This window comes from Tabrizicola sp. T74 (assembly GCF_057219935.1).
On the sequence record NZ_JBXVVT010000006.1, the window covers coordinates 70,910 to 86,335 of the forward strand.

At 64.8% G+C, this 15,426-nt stretch carries 19 protein-coding genes; 11 read left to right on the forward strand and 8 right to left on the reverse strand.

Translation table 11 applies throughout. The annotated features are described in order from the left end of the window. Positions 1-18: 18 nt before the first annotated feature. The 4 genes from AC2EAL_RS17490 (at position 19) to grxD (ending at position 1,090) form a co-directional block, all read left to right on the forward strand. Positions 19-255 carry a BolA/IbaG family iron-sulfur metabolism protein gene (locus tag AC2EAL_RS17490; protein ID WP_484725516.1) on the forward strand — a complete coding sequence of 79 codons (237 nt, stop codon included), beginning with the start codon at positions 19-21 and terminating at the stop codon, positions 253-255. A gap of 86 nt (positions 256-341) precedes the next feature. Next, positions 342-539, forward strand: a complete 198-nt coding sequence (locus AC2EAL_RS17495) for a hypothetical protein (RefSeq protein WP_484725517.1) — start codon at positions 342-344, stop codon at positions 537-539. A gap of 3 nt (positions 540-542) precedes the next feature. Beyond that, positions 543-734 carry a hypothetical protein gene (locus AC2EAL_RS17500; RefSeq protein ID WP_484725518.1) on the forward strand — a complete coding sequence of 64 codons (192 nt, stop codon included), beginning with the start codon at positions 543-545 and terminating at the stop codon, positions 732-734. Continuing rightward, the gene (gene grxD, locus AC2EAL_RS17505) at positions 731-1,090 is read left to right on the forward strand and encodes a Grx4 family monothiol glutaredoxin (protein ID WP_484725802.1); all 360 of its coding nucleotides are present in this window, start codon (positions 731-733) and stop codon (positions 1,088-1,090) included. The genes AC2EAL_RS17500 and grxD overlap by 4 nt, the downstream gene beginning before the upstream one ends. A gap of 45 nt (positions 1,091-1,135) precedes the next feature. Here grxD and AC2EAL_RS17510 read toward each other — a convergent pair whose 3' ends face one another. The 3 genes from AC2EAL_RS17510 to AC2EAL_RS17520 are packed head-to-tail and all read right to left on the reverse strand — an operon-like array spanning position 1,136 to position 2,308. Beyond that, complete coding sequence (locus AC2EAL_RS17510; RefSeq protein ID WP_484725519.1) at positions 1,136-1,417, reverse strand: MliC family protein; 282 nt, start codon at positions 1,415-1,417, stop codon at positions 1,136-1,138. A 35-nt stretch (positions 1,418-1,452) separates the two neighbouring features. Continuing rightward, complete coding sequence (locus AC2EAL_RS17515) at positions 1,453-1,818, reverse strand: cell division protein ZapA (RefSeq protein ID WP_484725520.1); 366 nt, start codon at positions 1,816-1,818, stop codon at positions 1,453-1,455. Further along, on the reverse strand, positions 1,811-2,308 hold the full coding sequence (locus tag AC2EAL_RS17520) for a hypothetical protein (RefSeq protein ID WP_484725521.1): 498 nt from the start codon (positions 2,306-2,308) through the stop codon (positions 1,811-1,813). Before AC2EAL_RS17520 ends, AC2EAL_RS17515 begins: the two co-directional genes overlap by 8 nt. A 223-nt stretch (positions 2,309-2,531) precedes the next feature. Here AC2EAL_RS17520 and tkt point away from each other — a divergent pair, with 223 nt between their 5' ends. Further along, positions 2,532-4,547 carry a transketolase gene (gene tkt, locus AC2EAL_RS17525; RefSeq protein WP_484725522.1) on the forward strand — a complete coding sequence of 672 codons (2,016 nt, stop codon included), beginning with the start codon at positions 2,532-2,534 and terminating at the stop codon, positions 4,545-4,547. A gap of 51 nt (positions 4,548-4,598) precedes the next feature. On the opposite strand, the gene AC2EAL_RS17530 is transcribed toward tkt, so the two are convergent. Then, positions 4,599-5,573, reverse strand: coding sequence for a DUF808 domain-containing protein (locus AC2EAL_RS17530; protein WP_484725523.1), 975 nt, complete (start codon positions 5,571-5,573; stop codon positions 4,599-4,601). A 186-nt stretch (positions 5,574-5,759) separates the two neighbouring features. Between AC2EAL_RS17530 and gap (AC2EAL_RS17535) the strand changes: the two genes are divergently transcribed. From gap (AC2EAL_RS17535) to AC2EAL_RS17550, 4 genes are all read left to right on the forward strand, one after another. Then, positions 5,760-6,761, forward strand: coding sequence for a type I glyceraldehyde-3-phosphate dehydrogenase (gene gap, locus AC2EAL_RS17535; RefSeq protein ID WP_484725524.1), 1,002 nt, complete (start codon positions 5,760-5,762; stop codon positions 6,759-6,761). A 27-nt stretch (positions 6,762-6,788) separates the two neighbouring features. After that, entirely contained in the window at positions 6,789-6,932 is a 144-nt protein-coding gene (locus tag AC2EAL_RS17540) for a hypothetical protein (protein ID WP_484725525.1), read from the forward strand. Between the two features lie 97 nt (positions 6,933-7,029). Then, positions 7,030-8,031: a type I glyceraldehyde-3-phosphate dehydrogenase gene (gene gap / locus AC2EAL_RS17545; protein WP_484725526.1), complete on the forward strand. Its 1,002-nt coding sequence runs from the start codon at positions 7,030-7,032 to the stop codon at positions 8,029-8,031. Between the two features lie 179 nt (positions 8,032-8,210). After that, positions 8,211-8,381 carry a DUF1127 domain-containing protein gene (locus AC2EAL_RS17550; RefSeq protein WP_484725527.1) on the forward strand — a complete coding sequence of 57 codons (171 nt, stop codon included), beginning with the start codon at positions 8,211-8,213 and terminating at the stop codon, positions 8,379-8,381. A gap of 58 nt (positions 8,382-8,439) precedes the next feature. Here the strand turns inward: AC2EAL_RS17550 and coaD are convergent, their stop codons facing one another. From coaD to AC2EAL_RS17565, 3 genes are all read right to left on the reverse strand, one after another. Continuing rightward, entirely contained in the window at positions 8,440-8,931 is a 492-nt protein-coding gene (gene coaD, locus AC2EAL_RS17555; protein WP_484725528.1) for a pantetheine-phosphate adenylyltransferase, read from the reverse strand. Between the two features lie 74 nt (positions 8,932-9,005). Beyond that, entirely contained in the window at positions 9,006-9,440 is a 435-nt protein-coding gene (locus AC2EAL_RS17560) for a CBS domain-containing protein (protein ID WP_484725529.1), read from the reverse strand. A gap of 54 nt (positions 9,441-9,494) precedes the next feature. After that, entirely contained in the window at positions 9,495-10,394 is a 900-nt protein-coding gene (locus AC2EAL_RS17565) for a LysR family transcriptional regulator (RefSeq protein WP_484725530.1), read from the reverse strand. Positions 10,395-10,523: 129 nt separating this feature from the next. On the opposite strand from AC2EAL_RS17565, the gene AC2EAL_RS17570 reads away from it, so the two are divergent. Together AC2EAL_RS17570 and AC2EAL_RS17575 are read left to right on the forward strand one after the other, a co-directional pair. Continuing rightward, positions 10,524-12,023, forward strand: a complete 1,500-nt coding sequence (locus AC2EAL_RS17570; RefSeq protein ID WP_484725531.1) for a CoA-acylating methylmalonate-semialdehyde dehydrogenase — start codon at positions 10,524-10,526, stop codon at positions 12,021-12,023. An 82-nt stretch (positions 12,024-12,105) separates the two neighbouring features. After that, positions 12,106-12,468, forward strand: a complete 363-nt coding sequence (locus tag AC2EAL_RS17575; RefSeq protein ID WP_484725532.1) for a hypothetical protein — start codon at positions 12,106-12,108, stop codon at positions 12,466-12,468. Between the two features lies 1 nt (position 12,469). Here AC2EAL_RS17575 and uvrA read toward each other — a convergent pair whose 3' ends face one another. Beyond that, positions 12,470-15,334, reverse strand: coding sequence for an excinuclease ABC subunit UvrA (gene uvrA, locus AC2EAL_RS17580; RefSeq protein WP_484725533.1), 2,865 nt, complete (start codon positions 15,332-15,334; stop codon positions 12,470-12,472). Positions 15,335-15,426 lie beyond the last annotated feature (92 nt).

The following is a 15,426-nucleotide window of genomic DNA, read 5'->3' on the forward strand; positions in this document are numbered from 1 at the left end:
ACGAAGAAGGAGACGCCCATGCCCATCGAAGCCCGCGACATCGAAGCCCTGATCCGGGAGGCCTTCCCGAACGCCAAGATCAGCGTGCAGGGTGATGATGGCGCGCATTTCGCGGCCGAGGTGGTGGACGAATCCTTCCGGGGCCTGAACCGCGTCCAGCAGCAGCGCGCGGTCTATGCGGCGCTGAAGGGCAAGATGGATGGCCCGAACGGCGCGCTTCATGCGCTGGCTCTGACAACGAAGGCGCCGGAGTGAGCCAGGTCAGCCACACCGACCCGTGGCTTGTGTCACGGCCCGAAGACACCTAAATCTGGCAGCGACGCATAGCGAAAGGCAAGACGATGGCTACGGGTGCAGGCTATGGCGTGATCACGGCGCTTCTGCCGCTGGTCGGGATCGTGGCGATGGTCCGGAACCGCAACAGGCGCAAGAAGGGCGAGCCCGAACCGGTGGACCAGCAGTACGAAAAGCGCCGCGCAGCGACGCTGGAATCCGAACGGCGGATGGCGGCCTATCTGGCAAGTAGGGACCAGCGCTAGGGCGTGACCCAGGAGTTCGGTGCCTGGCTGATCGAGAAGGCGCCTTGGGCTGCGCCATGGATCGTCGGGTTTCTGGTGCTGTATGCGGTCCTGTCGGTTGCAAGCAACTGGCCGCTGTTGAAATATGGGACAAGGCACTGGCGGGTCACCCGGAAATGGGAGTTCCGCAAATGGAAAAGGAAGAACGGGCGATGAGCGCGCAGGACACGATCAAGGATACGATCGAGAAGAACGATGTGGTGCTGTTCATGAAGGGCACCAAGATGATGCCGCAGTGCGGGTTCTCCTCGCGCGTGGCGGGGGTCCTGAACTTCATGGGGGTGGAGTTCCAGGACGTGAACGTGCTGGCCGACCCGGAAATCCGGCAGGGCATCAAGGACTTCTCGGACTGGCCGACGATCCCGCAGCTTTACGTGAAGGGCGAATTCGTCGGCGGTTGCGACATCGTCACCGAGATGACGCTGTCGGGCGAGTTGGACCAGCTGCTGGAAGCCAAGGGCGTGGCCTTCGACAAGGCGGCCGCCGACAAGATCCGCGAAGCGAACGCCTGAGCGTATGGCGGGCCGGGATGGCGGGTGCGCCCCCGGTCCGGCCTTTCAGGGGATGATGCAGGAAAGAAGCGGCGTTTCGCCTTCTGGCGTCTTCCACAAGAGCGCTGCGGCGTCCTCTTCCGACCACCAGACATAGACCTCCCCGTCCGAGGGCCAGCTGTAACGCGAACCGGAAGCCGCGGGTTCGCTGACAAGCGTCACCTGGCGACCGTCCACGTTGATGACGACAAGGTCATAATCCGGACCGACGACATAGGTGGCGGGCACCTCGACCCCGCGGTCGCACAGATAGGTCCGTGTCGCATAGGACTGTGCCGCGGCTGGCATGGCCAGCGCGAAAAGGCAGAATGCCGCCCGGGCCATCATGGGCGAATCTGCTCTTCCACCCGTGTCGCCATCGCCTCGGCCCGCGCTGCAAGTTCGGCCAGCGTGTCCGACACCTGCTTTGGCACCACAGCCACGTCACGGGTTGCGACGGGGCGGGCCTCAAGCTCGGCCACCCGGGCGCGCAATGCGCGGATTTCGTCTTCATGCGCGGCGGTCTTGTCGGCCAGCATCAGGCCCGCCATCAGCAGCATCTTCGCTTCGGGCAAGCGGCCCAGCTGGGCGACGATCGGCTGGGCTTCGGCATCCAGCATCCCGGCGGCGGAGCGCAGGAAATGCTCTTCCCCGGGCTGGCAGGAGACCTGGAACGGGCGACCGCCGATGGTGACTTCAAGATCAGGCATTGCGGGCCTCCGTCAGGTGGGGTTCGAGGGCGGCGAGGATTTCGTCCAGTTCCGCGATCTCGGTCAGGCGGGCAGCGCGGAGCGCGTCAAGCTCGGCCTGCATCGCCTTGTTGATCTGGCCGGGTTCGGTCACGCCACTGGCCTGGGCGGTGCGCAGGGTTTCCAGCTGTTCGCGCAACGAGGCGTTGACCCGGCGCATGCGCTGCAGTTCAAGGCCCTGGACGTCGAGTTCCTGGGTCAGCCGGTCGACCTTTTCCTGCAGGTCGCCGCGCGCCTCGCGGTCCTTGGCGGCGCGCAGGCGGGCCTGCAGCTGGGCGGTCAGGGACTTCTCCTCCTCCAGCTGGGCGCGCAGGGCTGCGTCTGCAGCGGGAGCGACGCCGGCCGGGGCCGCGCCCATGGGGCGTGGCTGGGTGGCCAGCCGGTCCAGCCCCTTGCCGATCCGCTCCAACGCGGTGGCGATTCGCTTTTCCAGATCGGTGATTTCCTGCATCCCGTCCCCCTTACCCCCGCAGACGCTGCACACGCGCCCATCTTGCCTTGCACGATTCCGTCCCGAATCGCTGGTTATCGCTGTCCGGCGATCTTAGCGCGAAACCCGCGAAAGGCGACCGGCCTTTCTTCCCAAGGCCTTGGGCAGCAAGCTTGATCTTGCCGGTCGCGGTGTTTAGGACGCATGCGACCCCTTGCCACGTTCAGCCCAAAGGAATGCCGCCTTGGACATCCAGACCCTCCGCCAGAAGAACCCCGATCACTGGATGCGCGCGACCGCGATCCGCGCGCTGGCGCTGGATGCGGTGGCCGCCGCGAATTCGGGCCATTCCGGCATGCCGATGGGGATGGCCGATGTGGCGACGGTTCTGTTCGAGCGTCACCTGAAGTTTGACCCCAAGGCGCCGCGCTGGCCGGACCGCGACCGGTTCATCCTGTCAGCGGGCCATGGGTCGATGCTGATCTACTCGCTTTTGTACCTGACCGGCTATGCCGACATGACGCTGGACCAGATCAAGGCCTTCCGCCAGTGGGGCGCGATCACCGCGGGCCACCCGGAATACGGCCATGTCGCGGGGGTGGAAACCACCACGGGGCCCCTGGGCCAGGGCATCGCCAATGCCGTGGGCTTTGCGATGGCCGAAGAGAACCTGCGCGCACGCTGGGGGGCGAAGATCCAGGACCACTACACCTGGGTGATCGCGGGCGACGGCTGCCTGATGGAGGGTGTCAGCCAGGAGGCGATTGGCCTGGCGGGCAAGCAGCAGTTGAGCCGCCTGATCGTGCTGTGGGACAACAACGGCATCACCATCGACGGGAAGGTGTCGATTGCCGACGTGACCGACCAGAAGGCGCGGTTTGCGGCCTCGGGCTGGGACGTGTTCGAGTGCGACGGCCATGATCCGGCGGACATCGACCGGGCGCTGACGGCCGCCAAGGCCTCGCCCCGGCCCGCGATGATCGCCTGCAAGACGCATATCGCCATCGGCCACGCGGCGCAGGATACGTCGAAGGGCCACGGCGCGCTGACCGACAAGGCACAGCTCCAGGCGGCGAAGGACGGCTATGGCTGGAAAGGCGGGCCGTTCGAGGTTCCCGCCGATGTGAAGAAATGGTGGGAAGGCCTCGGTGCCCGTGGGGCAAAGGCGCGGGCGGAGTGGGAGGCGCGGCTTGCCGCCCTGTCGCCCGGCAAGCAGGCCGAATTCGCCCGCATCTTCGCGCTTGCGGCCCCGGCTAAGCTAGCCTCGGCCATTCGCGGGGTGAAGAAGCAGGCGGTGGCCGACCTGCCGAAGCTTGCGACCCGCGCGGCCTCGGAAAAGGTGCTGGCGGCGGTGAACCCGGTCCTGCCCGAGACCATCGGCGGCTCGGCCGACCTGACGGGATCGAACAACACCAAGACGGCGGACCTGGGCGTCTTCACGCCAGAGGATCGCAAGGGCCGTTATGTCTACTTCGGCATCCGTGAGCATGGCATGGCCGCAGCGATGAACGGGATGGCTTTGCATGGTGGCGTAAGGCCCTACGGCGGGACGTTCATGTGCTTTACCGATTATGCCCGGCCTTCGATGCGTCTGTCGGCACTGATGGGGATCCCGGTCGTCTATGTCATGACGCATGACTCCATCGGCCTTGGCGAGGACGGCCCGACCCACCAGCCGGTGGAGCACCTGGCGATCAGCCGGGCGACGCCGAACACGCTGGTCATCCGCCCCGCCGACCTGGTCGAGGTGGCGGAAGCCTGGGAAATCGCGCTGACGGAAAAGACCCGGCCCACGGTTCTCGCCCTGTCGCGGCAGAACCTGCCTGCCGTCCGCAAGACCCACACCAACGCGAACCTTGTCTCGAAGGGCGCCTACGTGCTGGCCGAAGCCTCGGCCAAGCGTCAGGTCATCCTGATGGCGACGGGGTCCGAGGTGGAAATCGCGCTCAAGGCTCGGGACGCCCTGGAAGCCGAAGGCATCGGCACCCGCGTCGTCTCCATGCCGTCGATGGAGCTGTTCGCCGCGCAGGACGAGGCCTGGCGCCGCAAGGTCCTGCCGCCCGGCCCGGTGCGCGTTGCCATCGAGGCGGGTGTCCGGCAGGGCTGGGACCGCTGGCTGCTGGGCCAGGGCGGGCGCGAGGCCAAGGCGGGCTTTGTCGGCATGTCGACCTTTGGTGCCAGCGCGCCGATGGAGCGGCTGTACCAGGAGTTTGGCATCACTGCCGAAGCGACGATCACAGCCGCCAAGGCCTTGCTTTAAGGCTTCGGGCTAAATACAGAATTTTCTTCGAAAATTCACACACCGCAGCGCCTAATGCGCTGCGGCCTTCCTGCCCGTGACCGCCCCCCACAGCGGTCCGATGACCCGGGTGGCGACGGGGATCAGGATCACGCCCAGGATCAGCCCGAAGACGCCATCCAGCGCAGCGGTGACCAGCCATTCGACAAAGCCCTGCGCGACGGGGGCGGCATGGGCCACAGCTTCCGCAATGTGGTGGATCGTCTGGTAGGGCCATTCCCAAAGATGCGTGACCTCCAGCCCATGGATCACGATGTTCCCGCCGACCCACAGCATCGCCGCTGTCCCCACGGTCGACAGGAAGGCCATCAGCTTCGGCATGGCCAGGACCAGTCCCCGGCCAAGCGCCCTGCCCCCGCTGGTGCGTCCCGTGGCCGCCATGTGCAGGCCCACGTCATCCATCTTCACGATCAGCGCCACCGCGCCGTAGACCGCGACGGTGATCAGGGTGCCGACGACTGCAAGAGTGATCGCCTGCATCCAGAAGCTGGGGCTTTCGATCGTGGCCAGCGCGATGGTCATGATCTCGGCCGACAGGATGAAGTCGGTCTTGATCGCACCGGCGACCTTTTCCTCTTCCAGATGCGCGGGGTCCTTGGTGTCGAAATCTTCCTCGATCTCATGGTCGGCGTGCGGGGCAAAGGCGTGGACCAGTTTCTCGGCCCCCTCGAAGCAGAGATAGGCCCCGCCGAGCATAAGAAGCGGCGTGATGACCCAGGGGGCGAAATGGTCCAGCGCGAGAAGGCCCGGGAGGAGGACGATCAGCTTGTTCTTCAGCGACCCCAGCGCGATGCGCCAGATGATCGGCAGCTCGCGGTCGGCGGAAAAGCCGTGGACGTATTTCGGCGTGACCGCTGCGTCGTCGATCACCACCCCCGCGGCCTTGGTCCCGGCCTTGGCGGCGGCGGCCGCGATGTCGTCGACGGAGGAAGCCGCCACTTTGGCGATGGCCGCCACGTCGTCGAGAAGTGCGAGTAATCCGCTCATGCGCCTGGTCCCTTGCGTCTGCAACCTTGGATGTAGCGGGAAACGCGGGATTCGGCAAAGCCGTGCCAAGGGTTAGCGCAAACAGCGGAAGATTGCGCTAACATGCTGAAAACGCGTCGTTTTCTACCTTGCATGCTTTCGCGGACCGGCTAAGCCTTCCGCACGCATCCACAGGAGACCCCCTTCATGACCGTGACTGTCGGCATCAACGGCTTTGGCCGCATCGGGCGCTGCACGCTGGCGCATATCGCGGAATCGAACCGCAATGACGTGCAGGTGGTGGCGATCAATGCCACGGGTCCGGTGGAGACGAATGCGCATCTGTTACGGTATGACAGCGTGCATGGCCGCTTTCCCGGCGTGGTGAAGGTGACGGAGGACGGGCTGGACCTCGGGAGGGGGCCGATCCGGATGATGTCGACCTACAACCCCGAGGAGCTGGACTGGCAGGGCGTCGACGTGGTGCTGGAATGCACCGGCAAGTTCAACGACCGCGACAAGGCTGCAGTGCACCTGGGACGGGGCGCGAAGCGGGTTCTGGTCTCGGCCCCGGCCAAGCGGGCGGACCTGACGGTGGTCTATGGCGTGAACCACCGCAGCCTGCTTCCCGAACACCTCGTCGTCTCGAACGCCTCCTGCACGACGAACTGCCTTGCCCCCTTGGTGAAGGTGCTGAACGAGGCGATCGGGATTGAATCGGGGATCATGACCACGATCCACAGCTACACCGGTGACCAGCCGACGCTGGACCGGCGGCACAAGGACCTGTACCGCGCGCGTTCTGCCGCCATGGCGATGATCCCGACCTCGACCGGGGCGGGCAAGGCCATCGGCGAGGTGCTGCCGGAACTGGCGGGCAAGCTGGAAGGATCGGCGATCCGGGTCCCGACCCCAAACGTCAGCGCGGTGGACCTGACCTTCATCGCCCAGAAATCGGTGACGGTGGCCGAGGTTAACGAAATCGTCAGGGAAGCCTGCGCAGGCTACATGGGGATGGTAATGGCCTATGACCCCGAACCCAAGGTATCAATCGACTTCAACCACACGCCACAGTCCTCTATCTTTGCGCCGGACCAGACCAAGGTCGCCGGGCGTTCCGTCCGCGTGCTGGCGTGGTATGACAACGAATGGGGCTTCTCCTGCCGGATGGCCGATGTGGCCGGCGTCATGGGGCGGCTCGCGCAGTAACGGGGCGGCTGGCCCCGGGGGGCCGTCTTGACCAACACGATCGCGCTTTGGCTTGGTCTCGTCATCGTTGCCGGGATCATCGCCGACTTCACCTTGAACGATGGCGCGGCGCTGTTGTTTCTGGCGCGGAAATTCCTCGACCTGGTGGAATGGGTGGATTTCTGGAACTGACACCGTCAAACTGCGGTTGCAATTCCCGCCGATATGGCTTTGTTAGCGCTATCGGGAAATGGGGCAGTTTCTTGGCCCAAGCTTCGGAGGAACAGTCATGGCCGTGAAGGTTGGCATCAACGGGTTCGGACGCATCGGGCGCAACGTCTTGCGCGCCATCATCGAATCCGGCCGCAAGGACATCGAGGTGGTCGCGATCAACGACCTCGGCCCGGTCGAGACCAATGCCCACCTCTTGCGCTATGATTCGGTGCACGGGAAGTTCCCGGTCACCGTGACCACCGGCCCCGACACCATCGACGTCGGTCGCGGCCCGATCCGCGTGACGCCGCTGAAGAACCCCGCCGACCTGCCCTGGGGCGACGTCGACATCGTGCTGGAATGCACCGGCATCTTCACGTCCAAGGAAAAGTGCCTGCCGCATCTGGAGAACGGGTCGAAGCGCGTGTTGATCTCGGCACCCGGCGACGGCGCGGACAAGACCATCGTCTACGGCGTGAACCACAACACGCTGACCAAGGATGACATCGTCGTCTCGAACGCGTCCTGCACCACCAACTGCCTCTCGCCCGTGGCCTATGTGCTGAACAACGCCATCGGGATCGAAAAGGGCATGATGACCACGATCCACAGCTACACCGGCGACCAGCCGACGCTGGACACGATGCACAAGGACCTCTACCGCGCCCGGGCTGCTGCCCTGTCGATGATCCCGACCTCGACCGGTGCTGCCAAGGCCGTGGGTTTGGTGCTGCCAGAGTTGAAGGGCAAGCTGGACGGGTTCGCGATGCGCGTGCCGACGCCGAACGTGTCCGTTGTGGACCTGAAGTTCATCGCCAAGCGCGCGACCACGGTCGAAGAGATCAACGCAGCGATCAAGGCCGCAGCCGATGGCCCGCTGAAGGGCATACTCGGCTATACCTTCGAAAAGCTGGTGAGCAGCGACTTCAACCACGACCCGCATTCCAGCGTGTTCCACATGGACCAGACCAAGGTGATGGACGGGACCTTCGTGTCGATCCTGTCGTGGTATGACAACGAATGGGGCTTCTCGAACCGCATGGCTGATACGGCCGTGGCGATGGGCAAGCTGATCTGAAAACCCTTCAAATTAAACACAAAAGGGCGCCATTCGGCGCCTTCTTTCATGCCCGAAGCTATGCGATAGGCGCATAGCCGCACCGCAGCATTGGGCGTTGTTGGCGCTAACAGGATGCCTATCTTCCGGTCAAGCGAGACGGAAGAGCAGACCCTCGCGGATGTAGAAGGACGATGATGATGATCTCTGTGTACGAAATGCTGAAAACCGCCGCCGCCAACTATGCGCTGTATCGCCAGACCCGCGACGAAATCGCGAACCTGCCCGCGGACATCGCGCTGGACCTTGGGATCCTTCCGGGCGACGCTGATCGGATCGCGCGCGAAGCCGTCTACGGCAAGGCCGCCTGAACTGGCGACACGCCACGGCACACGACGGACAAGGGGCCCACGGGCCCCTTTTGCATGTCTAGCGGAACTTGGCCGCCAGCGCCTCGACCACCGGCGGGGTGACGAACTTGGACACATCGCCCCCAAGCCGCGCGATTTCCTTCACGAGCTTCGACGCAATGGCCTGCCGCCGCGCATCGGCCATCATGAACACCGTCTCGATGGATGCATCCAGCGCCCGGTTCATGCCGACCATCTGGAATTCATATTCGAAATCCGCCACCGCCCGCAGCCCGCGCACGATGATTCCCGCGCCCACGTCGCGGGCACAGTCGATCAGCAGGTTCTCGAACGGGTGGACGACAATCTCGCCGCCCGTCCGGGCCTGGATCGCCGCGCATTCCGCCTCGACCATCGCCACGCGCTCTTCCAGGCTGAACAGGGGCCCCTTGTCGCGGTTGATCGCCACTCCGATGACCAGCCTGTCGACCAGGGCCATCGCGCGCTGGATGATGTCGGTATGGCCCAAGGTGATGGGATCGAAGGTCCCCGGATAAAGCCCGATGCGCATGGCCCCTCCCCACGGTCGCGTGACAGGCGCACGCAACGATATTGCGCGCGCGGGTGCAAGCGGAATTCCGCGCCTCAGAAGCCCTTGATCATGCCTTCCAGCGCGTCCTTTTCCGCCGCCAGCTCCATGAGCCGGGCCTTGACCACGTCACCAATGGAAATCAGGCCGACCATCTGGCCCTCTTCAATCACCGGCATGTGGCGGAAACGGCCGTCGGTCATCCGACCGAGGACCGCATCTGTCCCTTCGGTACGGGTGCAATGGACGATCTTCGCGGTCATCAGACTTTCGACCGGCTCCTTCAGACAGGCGGCACCGCGCTTGCCCAGCTCGCGCACGATGTCGCGTTCCGAGACAATGCCCTTCGCCGTCTTGCCGTCCGCCGAGACGATCACCGCCCCGATCCGTTTCGCCGAAAGTATTCCGGCTACCTCTTGCACCGTTGTGCCAGGTTCCACCGTGATGACGCCGAGATCGCCCTTGGATGTGAGGATTTGCTGTACGAGCATGGGACGGCCCCTCCTCTGACCGGAGCTAAAGGGTCGGCCTGACACAAGATTCTGTCAAGCGCGCGATTCGACCATTGCGTCGAGGCGCGCCATCTCGGTTCGCGCCTCGCGGGTCAACTGGTCAGCGAACCGGTTCAGCCGGTCAAGCCGGGCGTCGCTTTCGTGGCGGATCAGCCAGAAGGCGCGGGTGAGAGAGACCCGCTCGGTCAGGATGCGGGTCAGGTTGGGCGCGGCGGGAAGGGCGAAGTCATGGACAACGCCGACCCCTGCCCCGCTGCGCAGCCAGTTCAGCTGCACCGAGACCGAGTTCGAAGTCAGCGTCGCCGGGCCGATCCCGATCTCGGCCAGGTAGTCGAGTTCCTTGTCGAAGATCATGTCCGGGATGTAGCCGACGATGCGATGCGCCTGCAGGTCCTGCGGCGCGCGGATCGGCGGGGCTTTGGCCAGGTAGTCGCGGCTGGCCGCGAGGTGCAGGCGGTAATCCGTCAGCTTCTGGACGGTCAACCTGCCCGCTTCCGGTCGGCTGACGGCAATGGCCATGTCGGCCTCGCGCTTCGACAGGTTGAAGACGCGGGGAAGAGCGACGATCTGCACCTCGAGCCCCGGGTTCGCGTCGCAAATGCGTGCCAGGACCTGAGGCAGCAGGTAGTTCGCACAGCCATCGGGCGCGCCAAGGCGGATGAGACCCGTGAGGCCGCCGGGGCCAGAGAGGCTCTCCTCGGCCCCCAGCGCCGCGCGTTCGGCCTGTTCGGCATGCGGGATGAGGCGCGCACCTTCCTCGGTCAGGGCATAGCCTTGTGGCGACTTGGTGAAAAGCCGCGCCTTCGTCGCCTCTTCCAGTCGGGCGATGCGGCGGCCCACAGTGGCCGGGTCGATCTTCAGCCGCTTCCCCGCTGCCGACAGGCTTTCGGTTCGCGCCACGGCAAGGAACACGCGCAGGTCGTCCCAGTCCATCCGAACCCCTCGTAGGGTGGGCGACGCGCCCACCTTACTTTGCATTCCTGCAAAACCCTTTTGGCACATTGCCGCTTTGTCTGGCGTTTGTGCAAGAGTAAAAGGGGTGCCAACCCAAGGGAGGATTCCATGCAAGAGATCGGACACTGGATCAACGGCAAGCGCGTTGCAGGCACTTCGGGCCGTTTCGCCGATGTCATGAACCCCGCCACCGGCGAAGTGCAGGCGCGAGTCGCGCTGGCCACCCCGGGCGAGCTCGACCACGCGATCCAGGAGGCCGCCAAGGCCCAGGTCGGCTGGGCCGCGACCAACCCGCAGCGCCGGGCACGCGTGATGATGGCCTTCGGTGCGCTCATCAACCAGAACATGGACAAGCTGGCCGAGATGGTCAGCCGCGAGCATGGCAAGACGATCCCCGACGCCAAGGGCGACGTGCAGCGCGGGCTTGAGGTGATCGAGGTCTGCATGGGCGCGCCCGCGATGCTGAAGGGCGAGGCGATGGACTCGGCCGGCCCCGGCATCGACCTTTACGCTATGCGCCAACCCCTTGGCGTCGTTGCCGGAATCACGCCGTTCAACTTCCCGGCGATGATCCCGCTATGGAAGATTGGCCCGGCGCTGTCGTCGGGCAATGCAATGATCCTGAAGCCGTCGGAACGGGTGCCTTCGACCTCGCTCTTCCTCGCGGAGCTCCTGCAACAGGCCGGCCTGCCGGATGGCGTGCTGCAGGTGGTGAACGGCGACAAGACGGTGGTTGACGGGATCCTCGACCATCCGGTGATCCAGGGGGTGGGCTTCGTGGGTTCCACCCCGATCGCGCAGTACATCTATGGCCGCGCCGCCGCGAACGGGAAGCGCGCGCAGTGCTTCGGTGGCGCCAAGAACCACATGATCATCATGCCGGACGCCGACCTCGACAAGGCCGCCGACGCGCTGGTGGGCGCGGGCTACGGCGCAGCGGGCGAACGCTGCATGGCGATTTCCGTGGCCGTACCTGTCGGTGAAAAGACCGCGGATGCGCTAATCGAACGCCTCGTCCCGCGGATCGAGAAGTTGAAGGTCGGCCCCTATACCGCTGGAAACGATATCGATTTCGGCCCCGTCATCACCAAGCAATCGAAGGACCGCATCCTGGGCCTGATCGACTCGGGCGTCGAACAGGGCGCGAAGCTGGTGGTCGACGGCCGCGGCTTCAAGCTGCAGGGCTACGAGAACGGCTTCTTCGTCGGCCCGTCGCTGTTCGACCACGTCACCCCGGAGATGGAGATCTACAAGCAGGAGATCTTCGGGCCGGTCCTGTCGACCGTCCGCACCGGGTCGTACGAGCAGGCGCTGAAGCTGGTGATGGACAACGAATACGGCAACGGCACCGCGATCTTCACCGCCGACGGCGACACCGCGCGCGACTTCGCAAGCCGAGTGAACGTCGGCATGGTGGGGATCAACTTCCCGATCCCGGTGCCGCTGTCCTACTTCAGCTTTGGCGGCTGGAAGAAATCGGCCTTCGGCGACCTGAACCAGTACGGGCCGGATGCCTTCCGCTTCTACACCAAGACGAAGACGGTCACGGCACGTTGGTTCAGCGGCATCAAGGAAGGCGCGAGCCTGAACTTCAAGGCGCTGGACTAAGCCCTTGCCGCGCGGCAGGAAATGCCTTGCCGCGCGGCTCTTCCGGGCTATGCTGCTAAGGGTTCGTGTATCGAGTCCCCAAATGCATCGTACCCTGCTTGCGCTGACGATCCTGCCCGCCCTGTCCGTCCCCACGCTGGCGGGCGGCTGCACGTCACTTGTCAAATCGATGTGCCCCGGGGCAAGCGCTGAGGCAGGGGCGACCCCCGACCCGACCGGACGCCGGGTGCTGAAGGTCGAGGTCCGCCCCCCGGCCTACGCCATCGGAGACCGCTTCCCGGTCGAGGAGCGTTCACTGCTGATGAACCCGACGCGCTATGGCCTTGAAGGAACCGACGGAACCTGGCGCTACTACGCGATGGATGGCGCGGTCTACAAGGTCGACACCTCCACCGCACAGGTGATCGAGGTCATCCGCGACAGCCGCACCTGGGGCCTGCGCTAGCCTATTCCGCCGCTACCCGGCGTGGGCGCAGGAGGTCCTTCAGGTAGCGCCCCGTGTGACTCGCCTCGACCTTGACGATGTCCTCGGGCGTGCCGGTCGCGACGATCTCGCCGCCGCCGTCGCCGCCTTCCGGGCCGATGTCGATGACCCAATCAGCGGTCTTCACCACGTCCAGGTTGTGCTCGATCACCACGACCGCATTCCCCTGTTCCACAAGGGAATGAAGCACTTCCAGGAGTTTCCTCACGTCCTCGAAGTGGAGGCCCGTGGTCGGTTCGTCGAGTATATACAGCGTCCGCCCTGTCGCCCGGCGGCTGAGTTCCTTGGACAGCTTCACCCGCTGCGCCTCGCCGCCCGACAGCGTCGTCGCCTGCTGGCCGACCTTTATGTAGCCAAGGCCAACCTCGCACAGCGCCTCCATCTTCTCGCGGATCGCGGGAACTGCCTGGAAGAAGTCGCGGGCGTCCTCGCAGGTCATGTCAAGAACGTCGGCAATGCTCTTGTTCTTGAACTTGATTTCCAGAGTCTCACGGTTGTAGCGGTGGCCTTTGCAGGTCTCGCAGGTGACGTAGACGTCGGGCAGGAAGTTCATCTCGATCTTGAGGACGCCGTCGCCCTGGCAGGCCTCACAGCGGCCACCCTTGACGTTGAAGCTGAACCGCCCCGGCCCATAGCCGCGTGCTTTCGATTCCGGCAGACCGGCAAACCAGTCGCGGATCGGGGTGAAGGCCCCGGTGTAGGTCGCCGGGTTTGACCGCGGGGTCCGCCCAATGGGCCGCTGGTCGATGTCGATCACCTTGTCGAGGTGTTCGAACCCCTTGATCGTTTCGCAAGGCGCGGGCGTCTCATGCGCGCCGTTCAGGCGCATCGCGGCGGTCTTGAACAGGGTCTCGATGGTCAGCGAGGACTTGCCCCCGCCCGATACGCCCGTCACGCAGACAAACTTGCCCAGCGGGAACTCGGCCGTGACGTTCTTGAGGTTGTTCCCCGTCGCGCCCACCACCGTCAGTGTCTTGCCACTCCCCTTGCGGCGGGTTTTCGGCACCGAAATCTCCCGCGCGCCCGACAGGTATTGGCCCGTCAGGCTCGCCGGGTCCGCAGCCACTTCGGCCGGCGTGCCGTGCGACACCACCATTCCGCCATGCACCCCCGCGCCTGGCCCCATATCGAAGACATAATCCGCCTCGCGGATCGCGTCTTCGTCATGCTCCACCACCAGCACCGTGTTCCCGGTATCGCGCAGGCGCTTAAGCGTCGTGAGCAAGCGGTCGTTGTCACGCTGGTGCAGGCCGATAGACGGCTCATCCAGCACGTAAAGCACCCCGGTCAGGCCCGACCCGATCTGCGAGGCCAACCGAATCCGCTGCGATTCTCCGCCTGAAAGCGTCCCCGCCGCGCGGCTCATCGTCAGGTAGTTCAGCCCGACATTCACAAGGAATCCAAGGCGTTCGCGGATTTCCTTCAGGATGGCGCGGGCGATCTCGTTCTGCTGCTTGGTCAGCGTGTCAGCCACGCCTTCCACCCAGGCGAAGGCCTCGGTGATCGACATCTGCACCACCTGGCCGATGTGCAGCCCGGCGATCTTGACCGCCAAAGCCTCGGGCTTCAGGCGATAGCCGCCACAGGCCCCGCAGGCGCGGTTCGACTGAAAGCGCTCCATCTCCTCGCGGCTCCAGGCGCTGTCGGTCTCACGATAGCGGCGTTCCATGTTGGGGATGATCCCCTCATAGACCCGCTTGACCTGATAGACGCGCCCGCCCTCGTCATAGCGGAACTCGATCTCCTCGCCCTTGGACCCACGCAGGAAGAGTTCCTTCACGGTCTCGGGCAGGTCCTTCCACTTGGCCTTCAGGTTGAAGCCATAGTGCTTGGAGAGCGCCTCCATCGTCTGGGTCAGGTAGGGCGATTTCGACTTGGCCCAGGGCGCGATGGCGCCTTGCAGGAGGGTCAGGTTCTGGTCGGGGACGACCAGCCGTTCGTCGAAGAACAACTCCATCCCCAGCCCGTCGCAGACCGGGCAGGCGCCGAACGGGGCGTTGAAGGAAAAGAGGCGCGGTTCGATCTCGGCGATGGTGAAGCCCGAGACCGGGCAGGCGAATTTCTCGGAATAGGTGATGCGGGTCGGCTCCTCGCCCTCCTTCACGTCGGCGAGTTCGATGACCGCGATCCCGTCGGCGAGGTTCAATGCGGTGCGGAAGCTGTCGGCAAGCCGCGTCTCGATCCCTTCGCGCACGACGATCCGGTCCACCACCACGTCGATGTTGTGGCGAAACTTCTTGTCGAGCGTGGGCGGCTCCTCCAGCTCAAAGAAGGCCCCGTTGACCTTGACGCGTTGGAAGCCCTGCTTCCTAAGCTCAAGAAATTCCTTCTTATATTCGCCCTTCCGGTCCCGGATGATCGGGGCGAGGAGATAGGCCCGCGTCCCCTCCTCCATCGCCATCACGGCGTCGACCATGTCCTGCACCTGCATCGCGGTGATCGGCAGGCCGGTCGCGGGGCTGTAGGGCGTGCCGACGCGGGCGAAGAGCAGGCGGAGGTAGTCGTAGATCTCGGTCACCGTGCCGACGGTGGAACGGGGGTTCTTCGAGGTGGTCTTCTGTTCGATGCTGATGGCGGGCGACAGGCCCGAGATGTGGTCGACATCCGGCTTGCCCATCATGTCGAGGAACTGCCGGGCATAGGCCGACAGCGACTCCACATACCGCCGCTGGCCTTCGGCATAGATCGTGTCAAAGGCGAGCGACGACTTGCCCGACCCTGACAGCCCGGTGATCACCACCAGCTGGTCGCGCGGGATCGCGACGTCCACGCCCTTCAGGTTATGCTCGCGCGCACCGCGCACTTCGATGAACTTCTGTTCCGCCATGGCCGACCCCAAAGGTGCAGGGGCAAGACATAGGACGGTTTGGCTGAGTCTCCAACCGGAAAAAGTGAACGGATCATGAACGATCGCTATCC

Bases quoted from the DNA above. Each gene is read 5' to 3' on its own strand.
- AC2EAL_RS17515 (WP_484725520.1), bottom strand. From the start codon at position 1,818: ATGCCTGATCTTGAAGTCACCATCGGCGGTCGCCCGTTCCAGGTCTCC.
- AC2EAL_RS17560 (WP_484725529.1), bottom strand. From the start codon at position 9,440: ATGCTCGTACAGCAAATCCTCACATCCAAGGGCGATCTCGGCGTCATC.
- grxD (WP_484725802.1), top strand. From the start codon at position 731: ATGAGCGCGCAGGACACGATCAAGGATACGATCGAGAAGAACGATGTG.
- AC2EAL_RS17520 (WP_484725521.1), bottom strand. From the start codon at position 2,308: ATGCAGGAAATCACCGATCTGGAAAAGCGAATCGCCACCGCGTTGGAG.
- AC2EAL_RS17495 (WP_484725517.1), top strand. From the start codon at position 342: ATGGCTACGGGTGCAGGCTATGGCGTGATCACGGCGCTTCTGCCGCTG.
- AC2EAL_RS17530 (WP_484725523.1), bottom strand. From the start codon at position 5,573: ATGAGCGGATTACTCGCACTTCTCGACGACGTGGCGGCCATCGCCAAA.
- AC2EAL_RS17575 (WP_484725532.1), top strand. From the start codon at position 12,106: ATGCATCGTACCCTGCTTGCGCTGACGATCCTGCCCGCCCTGTCCGTC.
- coaD (WP_484725528.1), bottom strand. From the start codon at position 8,931: ATGCGCATCGGGCTTTATCCGGGGACCTTCGATCCCATCACCTTGGGC.
- uvrA (WP_484725533.1), bottom strand. From the start codon at position 15,334: ATGGCGGAACAGAAGTTCATCGAAGTGCGCGGTGCGCGCGAGCATAAC.
- AC2EAL_RS17570 (WP_484725531.1), top strand. From the start codon at position 10,524: ATGCAAGAGATCGGACACTGGATCAACGGCAAGCGCGTTGCAGGCACT.
- gap (WP_484725526.1), top strand. From the start codon at position 7,030: ATGGCCGTGAAGGTTGGCATCAACGGGTTCGGACGCATCGGGCGCAAC.
- AC2EAL_RS17510 (WP_484725519.1), bottom strand. From the start codon at position 1,417: ATGCCAGCCGCGGCACAGTCCTATGCGACACGGACCTATCTGTGCGAC.
- AC2EAL_RS17550 (WP_484725527.1), top strand. From the start codon at position 8,211: ATGATCTCTGTGTACGAAATGCTGAAAACCGCCGCCGCCAACTATGCG.
- AC2EAL_RS17565 (WP_484725530.1), bottom strand. From the start codon at position 10,394: ATGGACTGGGACGACCTGCGCGTGTTCCTTGCCGTGGCGCGAACCGAA.
- gap (WP_484725524.1), top strand. From the start codon at position 5,760: ATGACCGTGACTGTCGGCATCAACGGCTTTGGCCGCATCGGGCGCTGC.
- AC2EAL_RS17490 (WP_484725516.1), top strand. From the start codon at position 19: ATGCCCATCGAAGCCCGCGACATCGAAGCCCTGATCCGGGAGGCCTTC.